This is a genomic window from Lentzea rhizosphaerae, assembly GCF_042649515.1.
In the GTDB taxonomy this organism is placed as follows: domain Bacteria; phylum Actinomycetota; class Actinomycetes; order Mycobacteriales; family Pseudonocardiaceae; genus Lentzea; species Lentzea aerocolonigenes.
In genome coordinates, this window is the sequence record NZ_JBHRZI010000009.1 from 94528 (window position 1) to 115911 (window position 21384).

21 protein-coding genes and 1 rRNA gene are annotated in these 21384 nt (G+C 68.5%); 7 read left to right on the forward strand and 15 right to left on the reverse strand.

Annotation, left to right across the window (positions count from 1 at the left end):
- Window positions 1-83: 83 nt before the first annotated feature.
- Window positions 84-1034 carry an ArsR family transcriptional regulator gene (locus ACFOWZ_RS06320; protein ID WP_382370082.1) on the forward strand — a complete coding sequence of 317 codons (951 nt, stop codon included), beginning with the start codon at window positions 84-86 and terminating at the stop codon, window positions 1032-1034.
- Here ACFOWZ_RS06320 and ACFOWZ_RS06325 read toward each other — a convergent pair.
- Complete coding sequence (locus ACFOWZ_RS06325; RefSeq protein ID WP_382370084.1) at window positions 1031-1213, reverse strand: hypothetical protein; 183 nt, start codon at window positions 1211-1213, stop codon at window positions 1031-1033. The genes ACFOWZ_RS06320 and ACFOWZ_RS06325 overlap by 4 nt on opposite strands.
- 102 nt (window positions 1214-1315) lie before the next feature.
- Between ACFOWZ_RS06325 and ACFOWZ_RS06330 the strand changes: the two genes are divergently transcribed.
- Window positions 1316-2056, forward strand: coding sequence for an SIS domain-containing protein (locus ACFOWZ_RS06330; RefSeq protein WP_382370086.1), 741 nt, complete (start codon window positions 1316-1318; stop codon window positions 2054-2056).
- A 78-nt stretch (window positions 2057-2134) separates the two neighbouring features.
- Window positions 2135-3694: a penicillin-binding transpeptidase domain-containing protein gene (locus ACFOWZ_RS06335; RefSeq protein WP_382370088.1), complete on the forward strand. Its 1560-nt coding sequence runs from the start codon at window positions 2135-2137 to the stop codon at window positions 3692-3694.
- 216 nt (window positions 3695-3910) lie between these two features.
- On the opposite strand, the gene ACFOWZ_RS06340 is transcribed toward ACFOWZ_RS06335, so the two are convergent.
- From ACFOWZ_RS06340 to ACFOWZ_RS06355, 4 genes are all read right to left on the reverse strand, one after another.
- Window positions 3911-5752, reverse strand: a complete 1842-nt coding sequence (locus tag ACFOWZ_RS06340; protein WP_382370090.1) for an ABC transporter ATP-binding protein — start codon at window positions 5750-5752, stop codon at window positions 3911-3913.
- A gap of 93 nt (window positions 5753-5845) precedes the next feature.
- The gene (locus tag ACFOWZ_RS06345; protein WP_382370092.1) at window positions 5846-6658 is read right to left on the reverse strand and encodes an enoyl-CoA hydratase/isomerase family protein; all 813 of its coding nucleotides are present in this window, start codon (window positions 6656-6658) and stop codon (window positions 5846-5848) included.
- A 59-nt stretch (window positions 6659-6717) separates the two neighbouring features.
- Window positions 6718-6927: a helix-turn-helix domain-containing protein gene (locus ACFOWZ_RS06350; RefSeq protein ID WP_030473247.1), complete on the reverse strand. Its 210-nt coding sequence runs from the start codon at window positions 6925-6927 to the stop codon at window positions 6718-6720.
- Between the two features lie 175 nt (window positions 6928-7102).
- Window positions 7103-8731 carry an ABC-F family ATP-binding cassette domain-containing protein gene (locus tag ACFOWZ_RS06355; protein WP_030473246.1) on the reverse strand — a complete coding sequence of 543 codons (1629 nt, stop codon included), beginning with the start codon at window positions 8729-8731 and terminating at the stop codon, window positions 7103-7105.
- A 137-nt stretch (window positions 8732-8868) separates the two neighbouring features.
- On the opposite strand from ACFOWZ_RS06355, the gene ACFOWZ_RS06360 reads away from it, so the two are divergent.
- A complete protein-coding gene (locus ACFOWZ_RS06360; RefSeq protein ID WP_382370095.1) occupies window positions 8869-9630 on the forward strand; it encodes an SDR family oxidoreductase in 762 nt (253 codons plus the stop codon).
- A 50-nt stretch (window positions 9631-9680) separates the two neighbouring features.
- On the opposite strand, the gene ACFOWZ_RS06365 is transcribed toward ACFOWZ_RS06360, so the two are convergent.
- Entirely contained in the window at window positions 9681-10568 is an 888-nt protein-coding gene (locus tag ACFOWZ_RS06365; protein WP_382370097.1) for a LysR family transcriptional regulator, read from the reverse strand.
- Between the two features lie 80 nt (window positions 10569-10648).
- Here ACFOWZ_RS06365 and ACFOWZ_RS06370 point away from each other — a divergent pair, with 80 nt between their 5' ends.
- Together ACFOWZ_RS06370 and ACFOWZ_RS06375 are read left to right on the forward strand one after the other, a co-directional pair.
- Complete coding sequence (locus tag ACFOWZ_RS06370) at window positions 10649-11527, forward strand: EamA family transporter (protein WP_382370099.1); 879 nt, start codon at window positions 10649-10651, stop codon at window positions 11525-11527.
- Window positions 11524-12069: an NAD(P)-dependent oxidoreductase gene (locus ACFOWZ_RS06375; RefSeq protein WP_382370101.1), complete on the forward strand. Its 546-nt coding sequence runs from the start codon at window positions 11524-11526 to the stop codon at window positions 12067-12069. Before ACFOWZ_RS06370 ends, ACFOWZ_RS06375 begins: the two co-directional genes overlap by 4 nt.
- Here the strand turns inward: ACFOWZ_RS06375 and ACFOWZ_RS06380 are convergent.
- The 6 genes from ACFOWZ_RS06380 to ACFOWZ_RS06405 are packed head-to-tail and all read right to left on the reverse strand — an operon-like array spanning window position 12053 to window position 15161.
- Complete coding sequence (locus ACFOWZ_RS06380) at window positions 12053-12529, reverse strand: GNAT family N-acetyltransferase (protein ID WP_382370103.1); 477 nt, start codon at window positions 12527-12529, stop codon at window positions 12053-12055. The two genes, ACFOWZ_RS06375 and ACFOWZ_RS06380, sit on opposite strands and share 17 nt — an antisense overlap.
- A 16-nt stretch (window positions 12530-12545) precedes the next feature.
- Complete coding sequence (locus ACFOWZ_RS06385; protein ID WP_382370105.1) at window positions 12546-13010, reverse strand: hypothetical protein; 465 nt, start codon at window positions 13008-13010, stop codon at window positions 12546-12548.
- On the reverse strand, window positions 13010-13513 hold the full coding sequence (locus ACFOWZ_RS06390; RefSeq protein WP_382370121.1) for a SigE family RNA polymerase sigma factor: 504 nt from the start codon (window positions 13511-13513) through the stop codon (window positions 13010-13012). The genes ACFOWZ_RS06385 and ACFOWZ_RS06390 overlap by 1 nt, the downstream gene beginning before the upstream one ends.
- Before the next feature lie 9 nt (window positions 13514-13522).
- Window positions 13523-13924, reverse strand: a complete 402-nt coding sequence (locus ACFOWZ_RS06395) for a hypothetical protein (protein WP_382370107.1) — start codon at window positions 13922-13924, stop codon at window positions 13523-13525.
- Window positions 13925-13959: 35 nt separating this feature from the next.
- Window positions 13960-14640 carry an acVLRF1 family peptidyl-tRNA hydrolase gene (locus ACFOWZ_RS06400; protein WP_382370109.1) on the reverse strand — a complete coding sequence of 227 codons (681 nt, stop codon included), beginning with the start codon at window positions 14638-14640 and terminating at the stop codon, window positions 13960-13962.
- Window positions 14637-15161, reverse strand: coding sequence for a hypothetical protein (locus tag ACFOWZ_RS06405; RefSeq protein ID WP_382370111.1), 525 nt, complete (start codon window positions 15159-15161; stop codon window positions 14637-14639). The genes ACFOWZ_RS06400 and ACFOWZ_RS06405 overlap by 4 nt, the downstream gene beginning before the upstream one ends.
- 311 nt (window positions 15162-15472) lie before the next feature.
- Here ACFOWZ_RS06405 and ACFOWZ_RS06410 point away from each other — a divergent pair, with 311 nt between their 5' ends.
- On the forward strand, window positions 15473-16348 hold the full coding sequence (locus ACFOWZ_RS06410) for a hypothetical protein (protein WP_382370113.1): 876 nt from the start codon (window positions 15473-15475) through the stop codon (window positions 16346-16348).
- A gap of 65 nt (window positions 16349-16413) precedes the next feature.
- Here the strand turns inward: ACFOWZ_RS06410 and ACFOWZ_RS06415 are convergent, their stop codons facing one another.
- The 3 genes from ACFOWZ_RS06415 to rrf form a co-directional block, all read right to left on the reverse strand.
- Complete coding sequence (locus ACFOWZ_RS06415; protein WP_382370115.1) at window positions 16414-19209, reverse strand: S8 family serine peptidase; 2796 nt, start codon at window positions 19207-19209, stop codon at window positions 16414-16416.
- Window positions 19210-19356: 147 nt separating this feature from the next.
- A complete protein-coding gene (locus ACFOWZ_RS06420; RefSeq protein ID WP_382370117.1) occupies window positions 19357-20898 on the reverse strand; it encodes a deoxyguanosinetriphosphate triphosphohydrolase family protein in 1542 nt (513 codons plus the stop codon).
- A 268-nt stretch (window positions 20899-21166) separates the two neighbouring features.
- Window positions 21167-21283 (reverse strand): 5S ribosomal RNA (gene rrf, locus ACFOWZ_RS06425).
- Between the last annotated feature and the right edge of the window lie 101 nt (window positions 21284-21384).

Consider the following 21384-nt stretch of genomic DNA (forward strand, 5'->3'; position numbering starts at 1 on the left):
TCAGGGTGGGCACGGTGCACCATTGGGACCGAGTCGTCTCGAATCCGGGACGAGCCCCGTGGCGCTGTGCCAGTCTGCTTGCCGTGTTGCGTGTCCACTTCACGGCGGAGGACCTGGCGAGGGTGCGTGTCGCCGCAGGTCCCGACCCGATGTGGGAGATCCTGCTGAGCCTGCACGTGCTGCGGCAGCGTTCGGCGGCGCCGGTGTTCGGCACGTGGCGCGCGGCCGTGCGGACGACGTTGCCAGAAGACACGCGCTGGCTCATGCAGCTCGCACCGCCGGTCGGCTACTCCCCCGACTTCCTGACGCCCACCGCCGGCTCGTGCGCGGTGGACGCCGGCATCGACGCGGTGCTGTCCACGCCGCTGGAGTCGTTGCGCGCGGATCTCGCCCACCTGGGCAGCCAGCAACGCCTCGACCCGCGCACCCACCGGCTGGCCAGCGGTGACGTGGCCACTCTGGACTCGCTCGGCGAGGCGTTGCGCGCCTACTACGGGCACGCGCTCGCGCCGATCTGGGACGAGGTCCGCGCCGTCGTCGACGCGGACCGCGCGGTGCGGGCGCGTTCGTTTCTGGACAGCGGCTGCGAGGGCATGCTCTCGGCACTGCACCCGACGATCTCGTGGGCGCCGCCGGTGCTGTCGATCGAGTCCCGCATCCCGCGACGCGACGTCCACCTGCGCGGCAAAGGGCTCGTGCTCGTCCCGTCGTACTTCTGCTGGGAGCGCCCGATCATGCTCCGCGACCAGCGCCACGCCCCGGTGCTCGTCTACCCGGTGGCCCGCGACCTGCACGTGACGAGCGCGGGCAAACGTTCGCTGGAGGCGTTGCTGGGCCGCACTCGCGCCGCCGCCCTGGAGGTCATCGCGGGCGGCTGCACGACCACCGAGCTCGCCCGCCGCCTGGGCATCTCCGCCGCGTCCGCCAGCGCCCACGCCACGGTGCTGCGCGACGCGGGCCTCGCCGTGGCCCAGCGCCACCGCAACTCGGTGCTCCACACCGCCTCGGCCCTGGGCGTCGAACTGCTGGCCTAAGGCCGTGCGTGCACCGCCGCCCGCGCACACCCGAAAGCGACGACGAGCAGCGCCGACGCCACCCACACCGGCCACAGCTCGGAGTAGGTGACGGCCAGCGCGATGTTCGTGGCGCCCGCGGCCGCGAACACGGCCGTCAGCACCACCCAGACGTAGAAGTGCCGTCTGATCAAACCCACCCCCGTCCGCCAGAGCCGTTCGTCCCTGTTATCGCGCCTATCGAGCTTTGTGGTGCGCGGGTTACTGGTGAGGTCATCGATGATCCGGTACTACTGAGCCGCATGACGACCGACACCGTGCCCGGCTCCGACTACGGCAACCTCGTGCGCACGCACCTGACGCGCGTCGAACAGCAGAACGCGGCCGCGCTCGACGACGTGGCCGAGCTGGTGCTGGCCGCCGTGCAGGCGGACGGGATGATCCTCACGGCAGGCGCGGGCCACTCCCTGGCGGCGGTCGCCGAAACCTTCTACCGGGCAGGCGGCCTGGCCTGCGTCCGCCCGATCTACCACCCGGAACTGCTCCCGATGCACGGCGCCATCAGCAGCACCTCGGCCGAACGCCGCTCGGGCCTCGCGAGCGAGGTCCTGCGCGAGGCGGGCCTGGCCCCGCACGACGTCCTGTTCGTCTTCTCGACCTCGGGCGTCAACCACTATCCGGTCGAACTGGCCCAGGAAGCCGCGAACGCCGGCTGCCCGGTGGTCGCCGTGACCTCGGTGTCCGCCAGCGCCCAGGCCCCCCGCCGAGCAGGCGTGACCCTCGCCGAAGTGGCCACCGTCGTCCTCGACAACCTGGTCCCGCCCGGCGACTCGACCTACCCGGAACAGGCACCGGTCACGGCAGCGATCTCCACCGTGGCCACCGCGTTCCTCTGGAACCTCCTGATGGTCCGCCTGGTCGACAAGGCAGCCGAAACCGGCGTCCAACTGCCCCTGTGGCGCAGCGCGAACGTGGAAGGCGGCGACGCGGCCAACGCCGACCTCCTCAGGCACTACCAAACCCGCATCCCGCAACTGGGTTGAGTAGCAATACTCAGTCCCCCTCGCCCCCACCGCGTTAGTCTCCCACCGGGGAAAGCACTTACCTGGGGGGATTTGACAGTGGAGCAGAAGACTCGCAGATGGATCCTGATCAGCGGCGCGCTCGCCACAACCGCCGTCCTCGGCGTGGCGGGCGCGCTGCTGTGGGGCAGCGGCCCAGCCGACTCGACTGAGCAACAACCGAAGAAACAGCCGGACTCCCCGGCCCAGGTGGCCCAGTCGTTCGTGAACAAGGCCTTCACCGACCCCACCGCAGCGGGCCAGCTGACCGACGCACCAGACCAGGCCATCAAGGTCCTGGCCGCCACCAAGTCGGGCATGGAGTCCTCCGCCTACCAGGCCGGCCTGGCCCCCGTGCAGCCACCGTCAGCAGACGCCACCACCACGGAGATCGCGGCCTCCGTGACCTGGACGATGCCGAACTCGGCCCTGCTGAAGTACGACATCAAGATCCCGATGCAACGCACGGCCGACACGTGGAAGATCCACTGGACCCCGGCCGTCATCCACCCGCAACTCACCGAGGGCGCCACCCTCGTCTACCGCAAGGCCCTCGCCGATGGCGCCCTCCTGGGCAGAGACGGCAAGCCCCTGGTCGAAGGCACCATCCCGGACGGCCTCTACAAAACGATCACCGGCCAAGCAGGCGACCTGAAGGGCAAAGAAGGCTGGGAAGTCGGCATCGCCAACGGCACGGCCTTCACCCAGCTGGACGGCAAGAAACCAGAGCCAGGCGAAAAGATCACCGTCACGATCGACCCGGCCCGCCAAGCAGCAGCCCAAGCGGCAGTGGACGCCCTCCCCCAAGGCGCAGCGATCGTCGCGATCGAAGCCAACACCAGCGAAATCCTGGCCGTGGCCCAGAACAAGACCCTGACGGGCACCAACCCGTTCGTAGGCCGCTACGCCCCGGGCTCAACGCTGAAAATCGTCACCGCTGCCGCCGCCCTCAACGCAGGCCTGGTACAACCCAACGCCGCAGTGGCCTGCCCGGCAGAGGCCACCATCGGCACCCGCCGCATCAAGAACGCGGACTTCGGCTACGACAGCCTCCCGTTCCACACTGCCTTCGCAGTCTCCTGCAACACCACGTTCGGCGAACTGGGCTCCAAACTCCCACCGAACGCCCTCCCGGACATGGCCAAACGCTTCGGCCTGGGCGCCGACTGGACCATCGCGGGCGCCGACACCAACACCGGCAAGGTCCCACCGGCAACCGGCGACCAACAGGTGGAGAACAGCTTCGGCCAGGGCAACGTGGTAGCCAGCCCCTTCGGCATGGCCCTGGTGGCCGCCACAGCCGCCTCAGGAAAAACCCCGAGCCCCACGCTGATGCGCGGCAAGCCCCCCGTACCCAACGACGTGGCAGCAGCCCCACCCCAGTCAGTCCTGCAGCCCCTGCGCCAGATGATGCGTGAGGTGGTCACCGGAGGAACGGCCAAGCAGCTGGCAGGAATCCCAGGCCTGGCAGGAAAAACCGGTACAGCAGAAGCCGGCGGCGGCTCGGCCCACGGCTGGTTCGTCGGCTACCAGAACAACGTGGCGTTCGCAGTGTTCGTAGAAAACGCGGGTTCATCACAAAGCGCCCTAACCGCCACAGCAGCCTTCCTCAAGGGATAGGGATAGGGCCGAAGCCGAAGCCGAGCAAGCTCTTCGCGTGGGGTTCGGGTGGGGACCAACCCACCCGAACCCCACGCCCTACGCAACCGCAAGCCGCCCAAAGCGTCAGGCGTGCCATCAGCCTGCCCGCGGCGCTGGCCGGTCTTTGATCAGATCGGCGGGGTAAGGGCAGAGTCCCAATCTCTGAACAGGAACCCGAAACGGCGAGCCGACCACCTACGAAACCGGCGCTCCAACAGGCTCAGCAAACTGGGTGTTGTAGAGATCCGCGTAACGCCCCTCCGCCGCCATCAACTCACCATGGGTCCCACGCTCAACAATCTCTCCGTGCTCCAGCACCAGGATCTGATCAGCCGACCGAATAGTCGACAACCGGTGCGCGATCACCAACGCAGTCCGCCCCGACAACGCCTCAGTCAAAGCCTCCTGCACAGCAGCCTCAGACTCCGAGTCAAGATGCGCAGTAGCCTCGTCCAAAATCACCACACGGGGCCGAGCCAACAACAACCGTGCGATGGTCAACCGCTGCCGCTCCCCACCAGACAGCCGATACCCCCGCTCTCCCACCACGGTGTCCAACTGATCAGGCAACGACGCCACCAGGTCAAGCAACCGCGCCCGCCGCAACGAATCCCACAACTCGTCATCGGAAGCCCCAGGCGCCGCATACTCCAGATTCGCCCGAATGGTGTCGTGGAACAGATGCCCATCCTGCGTAACCACACCAACAGTGGAGCGCAACGAGTCGAACGACAGATCCCGAACGTCCACACCAGACAGTCGAACCGCCCCAGAATCCACTTCGTACAACCGAGGCACCAACGAAGCCAACGTGGACTTACCAGCCCCAGACGACCCGACCACAGCCACCAGCTGCCCGGCCTCAGCCTTGAAACTGATGCCGTGCAACACTTCCTCGCCACCCCGAGTGTCCAAAGTGGCCACAGACTCCAACGAGGCCAGCGACACCTTCTCCGCGGACGGATACGCGAACCGCACGTCGTCGAACTCCACCGACACGGCCCCGGACGGCACAGTCCGCGGATCAGGCTTCTCCTGGATCATCGGCTCCAGGTCCAACACCTCGAACACCCGCTCAAACGACACCAACGCCGTCATCAGATCCACCCGAGCGTTGGCCAACGCCGTCAACGGCGCATACAACCGAGTGAGCAACAACGCCAACGACACCACAGCACCAGCCGCCAGGTGCCCGGTCAGCGCCAAGTACCCACCCAGCCCGTACACCAGCGCCTGAGCCAGCGACGACACCAGCGTCAACCCGGTCATGAACCACCGCGTAGCCATCGCGGTCCGGATCCCGATGTCGCGGACCTTGGCCGCCTTCTCGGAGAACTCCTGCTCCTCACGATTCGGCCGCCCGAACAGCTTCACGAGCGTCGCCCCCGGCGCCGAGAACCGTTCGGTCGACTGCGTGACCATCGAGGCGTTCAGCGAGGAGGCCTCCCGCTGCATGTCCGCCATCCGCTTGCCCATCCGCTTGGCGGGCAGCACGAAGACGGGCAGCAACACCAGGGCCAGAGCGGTGACCTGCCACGACAACGTGAACATCACGCCCAGGGACAACGCCAGCTGGATGATGTTCGTGACGAAACCCGACAGCGTCGAGGTGAACGCGCGCTGCGCCCCGATCACGTCGTTGTTCAGCCGCGACACCAGCGCACCGGTGCGCGTGCGCGTGAAGAACGCGACGGGCATCTTCTGCACGTGACCGAACACGGCCCGCCGCAGGTCGTAGATCAGGCCTTCACCGATGCGCGTCGACTGCCACCGCTCGACGACGCCCAAGCCGGCGTCGAGCAGCGCGATGAGTGCGATCACGACCGCGAGCCACACCACGACCGAGGGCGCCGAGCCGTTCACGATCGCGTCGACCACGCGACCGGCCAGCAACGGCGTCGTCACCGCCAGCACCGACGAGATCACCGTCAGCAGCAGGAACACCAGCAGCTTCGCTCGATGCGGCCGAGCGAACGCCAACACGCGCCGGAACGTGCCGCGGCGCACCTTCGTCGGCGCGTCCGCGGTCGCCCCCATCATGAATCGCCAAGAGCTGTAGCCGTCCACGCTGACTAGAACAGCACAGCGGTCTGACAATTCCTTCGCGCGCGGCTAGGGAAGCAGAAAAGTTCAGCCCTGGGCGGACATGGCCGCGAAAGACTGCAGCCGGCGCAGCTGTGCGGCGCGCTCCAGCGCGAGCTGTGCCTCGGGCGCGGGACCGGACGCCGCCGACGCGATGAGCGCCAGCGTCTCCGTGACGGCACCCGGCATCGGCTTCAGCACGGCGGCCACGAGCTCCTCGACAGCCGCGTCCAGACCGGAAGCGGGCACGACGGAGTTCGCGAGGCCGATGCGCAGCGACTCCTCGGCGGAGATCCGCCGGGAGGTCACGCACATCTCGGCCGCGCGCGAGTAGCCCACCAGCCGCACCAGGGGCAGCGTCCCACCGAGGTCGGGCACCAGACCCAGCCCGGTTTCGGCCATGCAGAACTGCGCGTCCTCGGAGAGCACGCGGAAGTCGCACGCCAGCGCCAGCTGGAAGCCGGCGCCGATGGCGTGCCCCTGCACCGCCGCGATCGTCACGCGTGCCGGGTCGCTCAGCCAGGTGAACCCGGCCTGGTACGAAGCGATCTTCGCGTCCGCCTCCGCAGCGGGCACGGACAGCAACGCACCCAGGCCACCGGGTTCGCCGTCGACCGGCTCACCGGTGAACATCCGCCGGTCCAGCCCCGCTGAGAAGGCGCGGCCGGATCCCCGGACGACCACGACGCGGACGTCCGGGTCCAGCTGTTCGCCGATGTGCCGCAGCGCCTGCCAGGTGGCGGGCGTCTGTGCGTTGAGCACGTCGGGACGATCGAGCGTGATCGTGGCGAGCGGTCCGGCAATCGCGAGCCGAACGCCACCGCGCTCGAGCACGCCAGCGTCGATGGAAGGCACTGGCACGGTCATTACCTCCGGCGAACCAGGGACTGGTTACCGGAGAGTAGCAGTCTGGGTTGAAGCTACTTCTTCTTCGTCCGGGTGGCGCCACCGCGACCGCGCAGCGTGACGCCGGATTCCGACAGAACCCGGTGCACGAAGCCGTAGGAACGCCCGGTGCTTTCAGCCAAAGCCCGGATGCTCGCGCCCTTTTCGTACTTCTTCTTCAGGTCAGCGGCCAGCTTGTCCCGCGTGGCGCCGGTGATCCGGGCACCCTTCTTCAGGTCAGCCACCTTGTCCCGCCTTCCGTACGAGCAGGTCGGGCCGTTCTACGGCCCCTGTCGTCGCAATGATCGAACAGGAACCGGCAGAACGCCAGGTGATCAAGCAAAGAGATCGCCGAACGGTCGATTCGATCACACTCAGTTGATCAAAGGACGCGCTCGGTAATCCTTTGAGGGGTGGAGATCACGCCAGCTGCACGAGTTCGAGGTAGTCCTCGGACCAGTGATCCTCCGTGCCGTCGGGCAGCAGGATCACCCGCTCGGGCTCCAGCGCCTCGACCGCACCGGGGTCGTGCGTCACGAGCACGACCGCTCCCTCGTACCGCCGCAACGCTTCGAGCACCTGCTCGCGCGAGGCCGGGTCGAGGTTGTTGGTCGGCTCGTCCAGCAGCAGCACGTTCGCGGCCGACGACACCAGACCGGCCAGCGCCAGCCGCGTCTTCTCGCCACCGGAGAGCGTGCCCGCGGGCTGGTCGAGCTGCTCGCCGCTGAACAGGAACGTGCCGAGCAACGACCGCAGCCGCTGCTCCTGCTCGTCCGGCGCCATGTGCCGGATGTTCTCCCACACCGACGCGCCGTGGTCGAGCGTCTCGTGCTCCTGCGCGAAGTAGCCGATCTTCAGACCGTGACCGGGCACGACCGAGCCCGCGTCCGCCTTCTCGCTGCCGCCCAGCAACCGCAGCAGCGTCGTCTTGCCGGCACCGTTGAGGCCGAGCACGACGACCCTGGAGCCCTTGTCGATGGCCAGGTCCACGCCGGTGAAGATCTCCAGCGAGCCGTAGGACTTGCTCAGACCCTCTGCCGTCAAAGGAGTTTTGCCGCACGGAGCGGGCGACGGGAAGCTGATCTTCGCCACCTTGTCGCTCTGGCGGACCTCGTCGAGACCGTCGAGCAGCTTCTGCGCGCGCTTCGCCATGTTCTGCGCCGCAACGGCCTTCGTGGCCTTCGCACCCATCTTGGCGGCCTGCGTCATCAGCGCGCCGGCCTTCTTCTCGGCGTTGGCGCGCTCACGGCGACGGCGCTTCTCGTCCGTCGCACGGGCCTCGAGGTACTTCTTCCAGCCGAGGTTGTAGATGTCGACCTCGCCGCGGATCGCGTCGAGGAACCACACCTTGTTCACGACGTCGTCGAGCAGTTCGACGTCGTGCGAGATCACGACGAGCCCGCCGTCGTGGGACTTGAGGAACCCCCGCAGCCACATGATGGAGTCGGCGTCGAGGTGGTTGGTCGGCTCGTCGATCAGCAGGATCGTGCTCGACTTGGCGCCGATGCCCGCCTCGGACGCGGCGAACAGGATGCGCGCGAGCTCGACGCGGCGGCGCTGACCACCGGACAGCGTCTTGAGCTGCTGCTCGAGCACGCGGTCCGGCAGGCCGAGGTTCGAGCAGATGCGCGCGGCCTCGGACTCGGCGGCGTACCCGCCGAGCGCGGCGAAGCGCTCCTCGAGCTTGCCGTACTTGGTGACGGCGACCGCGAGCTCGTCGGGGTCGACCAGCTCCGCCATCTTCGACTGGGCCTTCTCCATGTCGCGGAGCAGCTGGTCGAGGCCGCGCGCGGACAGCACGCGGTCCTTGGCGATGACGGACAGGTCGCCCTCGCGCGGGTCCTGCGGCAGGTAGCCGAGCTCGCCCTTGCGCGTGACGGCACCGCCGTAGGGCTGGCCCTCGCCGGCGAGCACGCGAAGTGAGGTGGTCTTGCCGGCACCGTTGCGGCCCACGAGGCCGATGCGGTCGCCGGGCTGAACGCGCAGGTTGGCGCCGCTCACGAGAATGCGTGAGCCCGCGCGCAACTCCATGTCGGTTGCGGTGATCAAGAGAAACTCCGGGTAGATGGGTACGGCAAAGACACGGCACGCACTCGTCGGTCTACTCCAGGAGGATCACGCAACCCATTCTACGGGTTGCCGGCCATCGAATTTCCCACCTGTGTCCAGCCGCATAGATTGCGGCCATGAGCGAAGACTTCTCGGGCAAGACGGCGCTGGTCACCGGCGCGTCCCGCGGCATCGGCTTCGGCATCGCACGCGAGCTCCTCTCCCGCGGCGCCGCCGTCACGATCACCGGCCGCAAGGCCGACCAGCTGGCCGAGGCGGTCGAACAACTGAAGGCCACCGGTGGCCGCGTCCTGGGCCTGCAGGGCAACGCGGGCGACGACGCGTCCCGCGAGGAGGTCGTCGCACGCACCGTCGAGGAGTTCGGCAGCCTCGACGTGCTCGTCAACAACACCGGCATCAACCCGCAGTTCGGGTTCCTGATGGACGCCGACCTCAACGCCGTCCGCAAGATCTTCGACGTCAACGTCGTGGCCGCCCTCGGTTTCACGCAGCTCGCGTGGAAGGCGTGGATGAGCAAGCACGGCGGCGCGGTGGTGAACGTCGCGTCGATCGGCGGCCTCCGCTCCACGGGCGTCATCGGCGCGTACGGCGCGTCGAAGGCGGCTCTGATCCGCCTGACCGAGGAACTGGCGTGGCAGCTGGGCCCGAAGGTGCGTGTGAACGCCGTCGCGCCCGCCGTGGTGAAGACGAAGTTCGCGGAGGCGCTGTGGAGCGGCCGCGAGGAGACGGGCGTGCAGGCCTATCCGATGAAGCGGTTCGGCACGCCGGAGGACGTCGCCTCTCTCGTGGCGTTCCTCTGCTCGGACGCTGCTTCGTGGATCACGGGTGAGACGGTGCGGGTGGACGGCGGCATGCTCGCGACGGGCACGGCGGGCTGACCCACGCTCACGCAGGGGTCCCCTCCAGGGGGTCCCCTGCTTTCATTCTCTCAGGCACCACCGACAATTTCGGGCACACCGAGCACCTCCAGGAACGCCTCAGCCGCAGGCGTCAGCCCGGCCGCGCTCCACACGAGGTGCTCCACCCGCGAAGGCCCACCCACCACCGGCACCGTCTCCACCCCGCTCAACCGCGGCGCGTACCGAGAAGGCAGCACCGCAACCCCGAGCCCCTCCGAGATCAGCCCGGCCATCAGCTCCGCGGTGGTCACCTCGAACGCCACTTCCCGCTCCAGCCCCGCAGCCGTGAACGCCTGATCCGACTGCATCCGTCCCGGCGACCCGGCCGGAAAGTCCACGAACAGCTCGGAAGCCAGCTCAGCCAACGAAACCGAGACCTGCCCCGCCAGCGCATGCGAAGGCGACACCACCGCCACGTGCTCATCGCGCGCCAGCTCGCGCCCCCGCACACCCGAGGGCTGCACCCCCGGTGGCAGGCCGAGGAACGCGAGGTCCAGCGCCCCCTGCCGGACCTGGTCGACGAGCTCGTGGCTCGGCATCATCCGCAACGCCACCCGCACCTGCGGGTACCGCTCCCGGAACACCTTCAGCGCGCCAGGCAGGTCCACCGCCGCGACCGTCGGGATCACGCCGACCACGACCCGTCCGCGCACCTCCCCCACCGCCGCGGCAACCTCCGCGAAAGCCCGTTCGGCGAAGTCGAGGCACTGCCTGGCCGACGGCAGGAACGCGGCGCCCGCCGGGGTCAACCGGACGCTGCGGCTCGTCCGCGAGAACAGCCGGGCGCCCAGTTCGCGTTCCAGGCGTGCGACCTGATGGCTCAACGCGGACTGCACGACCAGGCACCGCCGGGCCGCTTGCGTGAAGCTGCCGGTCTCGGCCACCGCCACCACGTACCGCATCTGTTGGAGTTCCACGGGATCTATCGTGGATCACGATAGATCGGATGAGAAGCATGTGTTGGACTCATTGATCGAACGGTCCAAGACTGGGCCACATGACAAACGACCTGTCCCGCACCGCGCTGGCGGCGTTCGCACCGGTGGTCTGGGGATCGACCTACGTGGTCACCACCGAGCTCCTGCCCGTGGGACACCCGCTCTTCGCCGCCCTGCTCCGCGCACTGCCCGCCGGCCTGATCGCGCTGGCCATCACCAGAACCCTGCCCAGAGGCTCGTGGTGGGCGAAGGCCGCCGCGCTCGGCGTGCTGAACATCGGCCTCTTCTTCCCGTTCCTGTTCATCGCCGCCGAACGCCTGCCCGGCGGGGTCGCGGCCACGCTCGGCGCCGCGCAGCCGCTGGTGGTGGCGCTGCTGGCGGTCGGCGTGCTGAAGGAGAGCCCGTCGGCGTGGCGGTTCGCGTGGGGCGTCATCGGCGTGATCGGCGTCGGGCTCGTGGTGCTGGGGCCGGCCGCCGGGTTCGACCTGGTCGGCGTGCTGGCCGGGCTCGGCGGTGCCGCGACGATGGCGCTCGGGGTCACGCTGACGAAGAAGTGGGGCAGGCCCGCGAACGCAGGGCCGACGGCGTTCGCGGGCTGGCAGCTCACCTCGGGCGGGCTGTTCCTGGTGCCGGTGACGTTGCTGTTCGAGGGCCTGCCGCCGTCGATCGGTCTCTCCGCGGTGCTCGGTTACCTGTGGCTCGGCGGAGTCGGCGGGCTGCTCGCCTACGTCCTGTGGTTCCGGGCGATCACCACGTTGCCGGTCACCTCGGTCTCGATGCTCGGCCTGCTGTCCCCGATGGTCGCAGCGGTGCTCGGCGTCGTCGTGCTCGGCCAGACGCTGGATCCGGTGCAGCTCACCGGTTTCGCGCTCGCCCTGGCCGCGATCGTCGCGAGCCAGCGTCCCGCACCCGTTCTCTCCAGGGGAGTACTGCAGTGAAGATCGCAGTCGTCGGCGCCGCCGGAATGGTCGGATCGCGAGTCGTGGCCGAAGCGGTGAACCGCGGCCACGACGTGACTCCGGTGCACCGGGGCTCACCGCTGGCGCTGTCCGAAGTGGACGCCGTCGTCGCCGCCACCCGGCCACGACCGGGCCAGGAAGCCGAAGCCGGACCGACAACACGTGCACTGCTGGACGCCGCACTGGCCGCGGGCACCAGGATTCTCGTCGTCGGTGGCGCTGCACCGCTGCGTTCACCGAACGGTGGTCTCGTGCTCGACGACAGTCGCTACGTGCCACCGCACATCCGGCCCATCGCGGCGGCGAGCGTCCAACAGTTCGAGGTGTGCCAGGAGCACGCGGCGGACTGGGTCTACCTCAGCCCGCCCGCGTTGCTCGAACCCGGTGAGCGCACCGGCAGCTACCGCCGCGGCCGCGACGAGCTGCTCGGTGAACGCATCTCGGCGGAAGACCTGGCCGTGGCGGTGCTCGACGAGCTGGAGCAGCCGCGGCAGGACCGGCACTTCACGGTCGCGAGCTGAGATCCAGCCTCAGGACGGTCTCGCCCTCCTCGTCGATCTCGCCGGTCGGCACGAACCCGTAGCGGCGGTAGAACGGCTCGGGCGTGCCCTCCCCCGGCACGCAGCTGGTGATCAGCTCCCGCGCGCCGTCCGCGCGGACCAGCGCGACGACCTCGTCGAGGATCGCGGTGCCGTAACCGCGGCCCTGGTGCCCGGCGCCGATGAGCAGCCGCCACAGGTAGTACGGCCCGAGGAGGCCGGGCCGCGGCGTCACGTTCCAGCTGAGCATGACGAACCCGACGGGCTCGTCGCCGTCGTAGACCGCCCGGTACCAGGGATTGCCCTCCGGTTGCTCCCGCGCGTGCCGGAACGACGCTTCAACGGACGCGACGAAACGTTCCTGGGCCGGAGCCACGCGCACGGCGATCACCGCGTCGCGGTTGGCGTCGGTCACCTCGACGAGGCGGATCTGAGCGGTCATGCCCGGATTGTGCCGCTCAGCGCGACGTCGGCGGCATCGAATTACCGGTCACGGAGGACGTCGGGTTGACCGTCGTCTCGGGCCCTGTCACGGATGTGCCGGGCGTCGTCGTGTGGATCGGAGGGGTGCCCGGCGCGGAGGTTCCCGGTGACGTCGTGGTCCGCGTCGACTCGATCGAGCTGGGCACGTCCGGTGACGTCGAGATCGGCGGCGGCGGTGAGGGCGTCGTGGTCGTCGTCGTGGTGCTGGTGGACGGCCCCGGCACCGCGGGTTCCGGCGGCGTCGCGGCCGGCAGGATCGCCAGCGCCACGGCCACGACCCCCACGGTCGCGAGCCCGGTGCCGACCACCGCGACGGTGCGCCGCCGGGCCCGCACGGCCGTACCGCGCTGGATCAGGTCGGCCGCGGTGATGGCACGCGGCGGCGCCCCTTCCGCGTGCAGAGCGGAGAAAGTCGCCCGCAGGTCGTCTTCGCGAACCATCACACCTCCAGCCTCAGATGATCGAACTCCGGCCCCAGCTTGCGCCTCAGCGTCTCCAGGCCCTTGCTGCTCTGCGACTTCACCGTGCCCGTCGAGCACTTCAGCGCCGTCGCAGTCTCCTCGACGCTCAGATCGTGCCAAAAGCGCAGCACGAGGACAGCACGCTGCCGTGCGGGCACGGCGGTGAGCGCCTGCCACACCACGAGCCTGTCCTCCGCCCCTGCGACGGAGGACAGGCCCTCGGGGGGTGTGTCAGTCAGCTTCTCCCTGCGCCATCGCACCTTGCGGCGTTCCGCGAGGAACGTCCGCACGACGATCTGGCGCAGGTACGGTTCGAGCCCTGACCGGTCCGACATCTTCGGACCGGCCAGGTAGAGCTTCAAGAACGCCGACTGCATGAGGTCTTCCGCCTCGTGCCAGTTGCCGCACAACAAGAACGCCGTGAAGCGCATCGAGTCGGCGCACCGGTTGAAGCAGTCGGTGAACTCGGCCTCCCAGTTCAGGGGTGACTCCTACTTCGCAGGGGCCGACGAGGTCGGCGACGCCGTCGTCGAGGGGTACGAGCCCGGCGACGTCGTCACCGTCGTCGTGCTCGGCGGGTAGGACACCGGCGGCGAGGTCTGGATCGACGACGGCGACGACGGCATCGGGGTGGTCGCCGGGGCGCCGGGCCGCGAGGACGTCGGCCCGTGTGCCGGCGACGTCGTCACGGTCGTGTCCGGCGGGGTCGACGACGCGGGAGGTGTGGTCGCCGGGGAAGTGCTGATCGAGGACACCGGAGGCGTCGTCGCGGGCGTCGAGCTCGTCGTCGTGGGCGCGGTCGAGCCGCCACCGCTCAGCGCCAGCGCGGGCACCGCGATGCCGACGGCACCCAGCGCCACGGCTCCAGCCACGATCGCCATTCGTTTGCGCACTTTTCGACTCCAGCGGGTGATCGGTGGTGCCTCGGTCAGGCACCCTCACCCGTATCCATGCGGCCGGGTCCCGGTTCGGTTGCCCGTGTGTCCTGGATCACGATCTCGACGCAACGGGCCCGTTCAGCGGCCTCGTCCAGCACCGCGCGCCGGGGTTCCGGGACGTCCAGGACGCGGTCCTCGGCCTTCGCGAAGACGTCTGAGAGCCTGCGGTCGTTGCGCAGGACGTCCAACGCCTGCCGGTCGCCGCCGAGCACGACGCTGTCCAACTGGGCAAGCCTCGGAACCAGAACCCGGAAGACGTCGTCCGCGGCCGCCTGGAGCGCGACGCGGGCCTGCCCCTCGCGGCGCCGGGCGAACCGCTGCTGCGACCACCCGCCGGCCCTGATGCGGCCGTGCACCTGCTTGCGGTCGGTCGCGGACACCTCGACCTTCACTCCGAACGCCACACCGACGCTGTGCCCGCCGAGCCGCACGAGGACGAGCCCGATGCGCCGCGGTGCCGTCAACTTCTCAACCACTTCTTCTACAGAGGCCCCGCCGCGCGTCTCGAACCTGGCGGTCGCGCCGTCGGCCGCGGTGATCTCGACCTCGGTCTCCCCCACCCGGATCTCGACGGCGCCGTGGCGGTCGGCGAACCTGCCGATCCAGCCTTCGACGCGTTCCGGCTCGACCTCGACGGCCCGTCCACCGGGAACCGGCCGCACCCGGCTCATCTGACGGCCACCCACACCGGGACGCGGTGACCGCTCTCACCGGGCGCGAGTCGTTGAACGCTCACGAACCCCGCGGCGTGCAGGCCGTTCTCCATCTCCGCCGCGGAGAGGACCCTGTGGCGCGTGGCAGCCGTTCCGGAGATCTCCCACCCCGAGATACCCCGGAGCAGCGTTACGACCTCCAGGCCGTACGACAGGCCGTCGGGAGCCCAGTCCCAGAGCTGCACGGTGACCCGGTCGCCGTTCACCTTGGGCGGCGGCGCCGTGGGCTTGAGCACACCGAGCCGGTCGAACTCGGGCACGGCGGCCACCAGCACCCCGCCCGGCCGCAGCGACGCGTGGGCGAGGAGCAGGATGTTCGCGAGGGACTCCTCGTGGGCCAGCCTGGGCAGGAGGTCGTCCGCCGCCCGCACCGCGTCCACCTGGACGCCGGGCACCACGTCGAGCAGGTCGACGACCGCGTGCGGACCGGGTCCGAGCACCGCACCGGCCACGGAGGTCAGCACGTCGAGGTCGTTCACCGTGCACACACTAGAGCCAACCCGACACGAGGCGTGAACTGCACATCAATGTTACTGATCGGTTCGGATCGCTTGACAGATGAGCCTCGAAAGCGTGAACTCATCAACCGTATGGATTAACCATTGACTCCATCCGGCGCCGACCAGCGATGTTCACGGACGGGTAGGGTCACTGGGGCGTGATCTTATGACAGCGGGGAGTCACCATGACCACTGCTGCCGGTCGACCAACACTGACCGTTGACGACACTGACTCAACGGGCCACGGCAGCCTTACGCAACTCTTGACGACGGGACCATTCCCGGAAGCGTTGAGGGCTGCGATCAAGGCGAGCCGACTCAGCCTCGACCGCATCCAGCACCGGTTGGCACTGCGCGGCGTGACCATCAGCGTCGCGACGCTCAGCTACTGGCAGTCAGGACGGCGAAGGCCTGAACGCCCTGAATCACTGGAGGCGCTGCGGCACCTCGAGTCGGTCCTGGGCGTGCCTCAGTCGGGTCTGTCGGCGCTGCTCGGACCGCCTCGTCCGCGAGGCCGCCGTTGCCGCCCGACGACGATGATGCCGATCGACGCCCTCTGGGCGCGTCGTGAGCGGGTCGCGAACCTGCTCTCGAAGGTCGACACGTCTTCCGACCTGAAGCTCGGGCGGATCAGCCAGCACGACCGCATCGAGATCTCTGCCGACGGCGGGCAGAAATCCGTGTGGGTGCGGCAGATCCTGCGCGCGGAACAGGACGGCCCCGATCGCTGGGCGCTCGTCTTCGAGACCGAGGAGTCCGACGTGCTCCCCGAGATCGTGAACGTGCGCAACTGCCACCTCGGCCGCATCGCCCGCGACCACGAGGCCAACATCATGGTCGCGGAGATGATGTTCGAACGGCCGTTGACCCGCGGCGAGACCCTCATCATGGAGTACCAGCTGGTGTTCCCGGAGGGCCACGCTCCCAAGGGCAACAACACGTTCGCGCGGAAGTTCCGGCTTCCCGTGCGGGAGTACGTGATCGAGGTCCGCTTCGACGAGGCGAACCTGCCGTCGCGCGTGCAGCAGTACAGCGTGCCGGCGGGAGACGAGACGCCGTCGCGGCGCCGGAACCTCACGCTGGACTCGGGTGGCGGCGTGCACGCCGTGGCGCTCGGGTTCGGACCCGGCGTGTTCGGCATCCGCTGGGAGTGGCCGAACCGCTAGCCAAAACGATGAACGGCGCTTTTGTTCACCTGAGGTGGACAAAAGCGCCGTTCATCGTTTAGCAGTTACACCCAGCCGGCGACGTGCAGGGTCACGGCGCGGATGGAGCCCTTGTCGGACCCGACCACGTCAGCGACCTTGAACGTCCACGTGCCGTCCGCCGGGTCCGCCAGCAGCGACGACAGCGTGCCGGTGGCGGGCAGCCACTTGCCGGTGAACGGCGCGTCGCCGCTCAGCACCGTCGAGAACGACTTCGTGGCGGTGTCGTCGAACACGGCCTGGCAGATGTTGTTGCCGGTGCTGCCAGAGCGCGAGAACAGCGTGACGGACTTGCCCGACGGCGAGGTCAGCGTGCCGACCAGGTCACCGACGAAGGTGTGGTCGATGCCCACCGTCGTGGCGCCGTCCGCCGTCGAGCACGTGGCGCCGTCCACGGAGAACTTCAGGTTCGACGCGCCACCGACACCCGTGACGGGCAGCGAGATCGACACACCGGTCTGGTCGTTGTCCGGGATGGCCACCGGCGCGCCGCTGTACGCGAACGTCTTGAACTCGCGTGACGGCTCACCGACGCGGAAGGTGAACGACGACGTCGTCGGCGACGTCGAGCCCGAGTACGTCACCTTCGCGTCCAGCTTGACCGCCGAACCGAGCGCGGCACCGGCCGGCACGGTCACCTTGAAGGTGTTGCTGACGGTCTGGCCCACGTCGATGTTGCCGTAGTACTTCGACCGCGGCGCGATGGTCACACCCGCGCTCGGGGTCGTCAGCACGACCGAGGTCGACGCGGCCGAGCCGTCGCCGCCGTTGGTCACCGGCAGCGTCACCGTGGCGGTGGTGCCGGGCTTGAGGTACTGGCTGCCGTCGGCGTCGTTGACGATCGACGGCTTCTGCGCGCGAGCCAGCGCCTGCGGCGAAGCACCCGTGTACTGCAGGGCGCGGTCGGCCATCACGATGCCGGCACCGGTGCGGTTGTCCACACCGGACTCGACGATGTCGATCGCCGTGTTGACAAGGGCTTCCTTGACGTCGGCGGGCTTCAGCGTCGGGTTGCCGGACAGGATCAGACCGGCGATCGCGGCGGCGTTCGGAGCCGACGCGGACGTGCCGAAGAACGGCGAGAAGCCCGGCACCGACGTGGTCACACCGTCGGCCGCGGTGATGTCCGGCTTCTGCCGGGTCTCGGCGAGCGGCGTGCCGTCGGGCGCGAAGAACGTCTTGCGCGGACCGTCGGACGTGAACCGCTCCGGCTTCTGCGTGCCGTCGAAGGCGTTGGGGTACGGGCCCTTCGGGTTGGCCGGGTCACCGGGCTCCAGGTCGAACGGCAGCGCCGCGGCGGCCGGGGCGGCCGCGACCGAGATCGCGCCCTTGGCCGCGGAGTGGCCGCGGGTCATGCCCGGCGTGACGAACTTCTTGAGACCGTCGTTGGAGTCGGCGAACCTGCCACCGAACAGCGACAACGCGAAGTACTTGTCCTCACCGCGGAACTTCACAACCGCGAGACGCGTGCCGGTCGAGGAGGCCGGCGTGTTGAGGCGCTCGTACGGGTCCTGCGCGCCGTCCTGGTTGTTCTGGCTGAAGGTGACAACGTTGCCTTGAGCGTTGACCAGGTAGAGGTCGTAGTCGTTGAACGACTGCCCCAGCGGGTCGGCCCAGTGCAGCGTCACCGGAGTGTCGCCCGAGTAGTTCGACAGCGGGTTGAACAGCTGCTTGGCGTTCGGGTCCGGGTTGAAGTCGTGCGCGGTGCCGGCGAACTTGCCGACGCCCACACCCGAGTCGACGAACTGACCCTCCCAGTGACCAGCGGTGCCGTCCGCGACGTTGCCCTGGTTGCCGGCGCTGGAGAAGAACAGCGCACCGTCCGCGGCGACCGCGTCCACGGCGCGCGCGATGATGCCGTCCTGGAACGGCGACTCGTTGAAGTAGATGACGTCGTCAACGATGACATCGCAGCCGAGGTCGAACCGCAGCTTCTTGATGTTGTCCGCGAAGCTCGCGTCGCCGTTGAACGCCGTGGCGAACCCGAGCTCGGCGTTGGGCGCGATGTCGTGCAGGATCTCGAGCATCGCGGTGCCCTCGTCACCGGAGCCCGCCTGGCCCGGCACGATGTCGACGGCGGGAAGCTCACCCGCGGCCTGCGACACGGTCAGCGAGTTCACGCCGTCCGAGAGCGCGCAGAGCTTCACACCGACACCGGTCACGTGGAACGAGCCACGCGCGGCCTCGGCGTTGTGGGCCTTGTCGCTCTCGGCGACCTTCGCGGCCTGCACGGAGAGCTGCTTCTCCGACAACCGGCGCTCGATCTCCCGCGCCTTGTCCTCTTTGGACGGAGCCTGCTTGCGGGACTTGGTGTCCCGCTTGTTCTTCACTTCCTGCGTCATCGCGTCGCTGCCGGGCTCGACGCGGGTGACGTCGTTGCGCCCGGCGATCTCGGCAACCTTCGCGAGCGGAACCTCGGCACGCACGGTGCGGTTCTCGGAGGAGACCGCCCGGATCTGTCCGCCCACCGCGCGGACAGCGTTGACGAGGTCCTCGGAGTACTGCTTGGCGCGGATGTCCACGAGGGTCGTGGACTGCGGCGTCACGGCAACGCCGGTCTGCACCTGAGGAAGGGCGCTCATCGTCCCCATCTGGCCGCGCTTGCGCGCCTCCACGACGAGCGTGCTGTCTACTTTGGACTCAGCGGAGCTGAGCGACTTCTTGATGCTCTGCAGCGCGGCGATCTGCGCCGCGGTGCGGTCGGTGATGGACTTCGACGCCTTGACCGGGTCTGCCGAAGCCGGCGTGACAGCGGTGAGAGCGGCCAGAAGAACTGCTGTACCTGCGGTGACTAACGTCGTGCCTCTTCGAGATCGGCGCACAGGGCTTCTCCCCCGAACGTTGTGCGTGCCCCCGAGCACGCTGCCTGCGACCGGATGATCCCGGTCGAGGCGCCAACGTATGGCGCACGACTGATCACAGTCAGCATCCGATTGGGCTACTTCTCACTTAGCAGACACAATCACAGTTCACAGAACAAAAGCGTCAGTCCACAACTGACCGGTTCGCCCGGAAAGGGCTTCCAGCAACGCGGCGGCCTGGTTGTCGGTCAAGGACGCGACGAAGTCCACCACAGCCCGCCCCCGCGCCAGCCCGCGCACAACATCAGGCCCCACCGGCACTTCACCGGCCGGACCGACCAATGTGGACGGCTCCGTCCGGGCGAGCCCTGCGTACTCCGTTTCGGCCAGCTCGACGAGATCGTGCAACCGCCGCGGCAACCGATCGGCCTCGGTCCGATCGGTGACCCACTGTTCCAACGCGTCCACCAGCGACGTGAGCAACCGCGCCTGACCACGCTGGTGCAACGCCAAATCGGGCCGCAGCAACACAAATCGCCGATGGACGAACTTCAACACCTGCACCTCGTGCCACTGCTGCACAGCCAGCACGACGTGCCCGGACCGCGGCGTCGGCTCCTCGATGACCCCAACAGCGTCCACCAGCCGCCGCGTCCACCGAGCACTGAACCCGGCAACCGCCTGCTCCGCCTCGACCGACCCGTCGAACGGCACGGACAACAGCCCGTCCACGAGCTCCTTGCTGACCTTCCGCACAGCCAACGCGAACGCCTCGTCACTCATCACCCAGGAATCCTTGAGGTGCAACCTGCGCCTCAACGTCTCAAGTGACCGTCCGGGCATCCTGATCTCCGCGCCGAGCTCGGCATCGCTCAACCCGGCCAAATCCAGCGCCTGCGCCTGCCAGGTCCCGAGCTCGGCCGAGACCGTGGCGTGCTGCAAAACCCCGACCCGGTGAAAGTCCTCGAGATCGTGAATCGCGTAGGCGATGTCGTCCGCGGTGTCCATGACACTGGCCTCGACCGTCTGCTGCCACCCCTCGATCCGCCCCTCGAAGGGCTCCCGAGACTGCCGGAGATCGTCGACCTCGGTGACGTAAGCCGAGAACTTCGAACTACCGGTCCCCGGCATGTCATCGGGCTCCGACGCACCACGCGGCGCAACCTCGAGCCCAAGCGCCTGATGCCGAGTCCACGGATACTTCAACATCGCGGCCCGCACCGCCACCGTCAGATCAAGCCCCAACGCCTTGGGCCCCCGCACATCGGTGGTGGTCACAATCCGGAACGACTGCGCATTCCCCTCGAACCCGTCCGGCAACCCGAACCGATGCCGAGCCAGCCGATCCAGCACCTGCTCCCCGAGGTGCCCGAACGGCGGGTGCCCGAGGTCGTGCGCAAGAGCCGCGGCCTCCACCACGTCGGGATCGCACCCACCAAGCTTCTCGAGCACCGCGGTGAGCTCAGGCCGTCCGATGAGCCGCTCGGCAATGGCCCGCGCCGCCTGGGCGACCTTGAGGCTGTGCGTGAGCCTGTTGTGCACGAGCAACCCGGACCCGGTGGAACTGACCACCTGCGTCACCCCACCGAGCCGCGCGAAGAACGGGGAGCTCGCCACCCGGTCGCGGTCGATGCGGAAAGGGTTGGTGGCGAGGTCGGCGGTCCGGCCGACGCCGGCGGACCGGCGGGCGGTTCGCTGCTCGTTGTGCATGGCACAGAAGGTACCGGGCACCTGACGTTCCTTCTCCCGGCGTGGGTGGGTGGTGGCCTGGGTGGGTTGTGGCTGGTGCGCTTGATGCCGGTTCGCGCCCCCTTCCTTTTGCGGCGGGCGAAGATGACCATGGTTTCGGGACATCTACTAGACGGTGTCAGGCGTGGATCCGGACTAGGTTCACGCTGATGGGTGATGGTTGGTGGCGCAACGCAGAAAACCCCTGAGGGGAGCTGTTCGCTCTACCCTCAGGGGTTTCTGTACGTAAGTTCGGCGGCGACCTACTCTCCCACACCGTAACCAGTGCAGTACCATCGGCGCAGAAGGGCTTAACTACCGGGTTCGGAATGGGACCGGGTGTTTCCCCAACGCTATAACCACCGAAACACTATGAAATTACAACCAACGATGAGCCGAAGCTCAAACCGGTTCTGGTTGTTCTTCCAGAACCGCACAGTGGATGCGTAGCGTCTTTGTAACAAGTCC

Bases quoted from the DNA above. Each gene is read 5' to 3' on its own strand.
- ACFOWZ_RS06330 (WP_382370086.1), top strand. From the start codon at position 1,316: ATGACGACCGACACCGTGCCCGGCTCCGACTACGGCAACCTCGTGCGC.
- ACFOWZ_RS06340 (WP_382370090.1), bottom strand. From the start codon at position 5,752: ATGGGGGCGACCGCGGACGCGCCGACGAAGGTGCGCCGCGGCACGTTC.
- ACFOWZ_RS06380 (WP_382370103.1), bottom strand. From the start codon at position 12,529: ATGACCGCTCAGATCCGCCTCGTCGAGGTGACCGACGCCAACCGCGAC.
- ACFOWZ_RS06385 (WP_382370105.1), bottom strand. From the start codon at position 13,010: ATGGTTCGCGAAGACGACCTGCGGGCGACTTTCTCCGCTCTGCACGCG.
- ACFOWZ_RS06400 (WP_382370109.1), bottom strand. From the start codon at position 14,640: ATGAGCCGGGTGCGGCCGGTTCCCGGTGGACGGGCCGTCGAGGTCGAG.
- ACFOWZ_RS06360 (WP_382370095.1), top strand. From the start codon at position 8,869: ATGAGCGAAGACTTCTCGGGCAAGACGGCGCTGGTCACCGGCGCGTCC.
- ACFOWZ_RS06370 (WP_382370099.1), top strand. From the start codon at position 10,649: ATGACAAACGACCTGTCCCGCACCGCGCTGGCGGCGTTCGCACCGGTG.
- ACFOWZ_RS06420 (WP_382370117.1), bottom strand. From the start codon at position 20,898: ATGCACAACGAGCAGCGAACCGCCCGCCGGTCCGCCGGCGTCGGCCGG.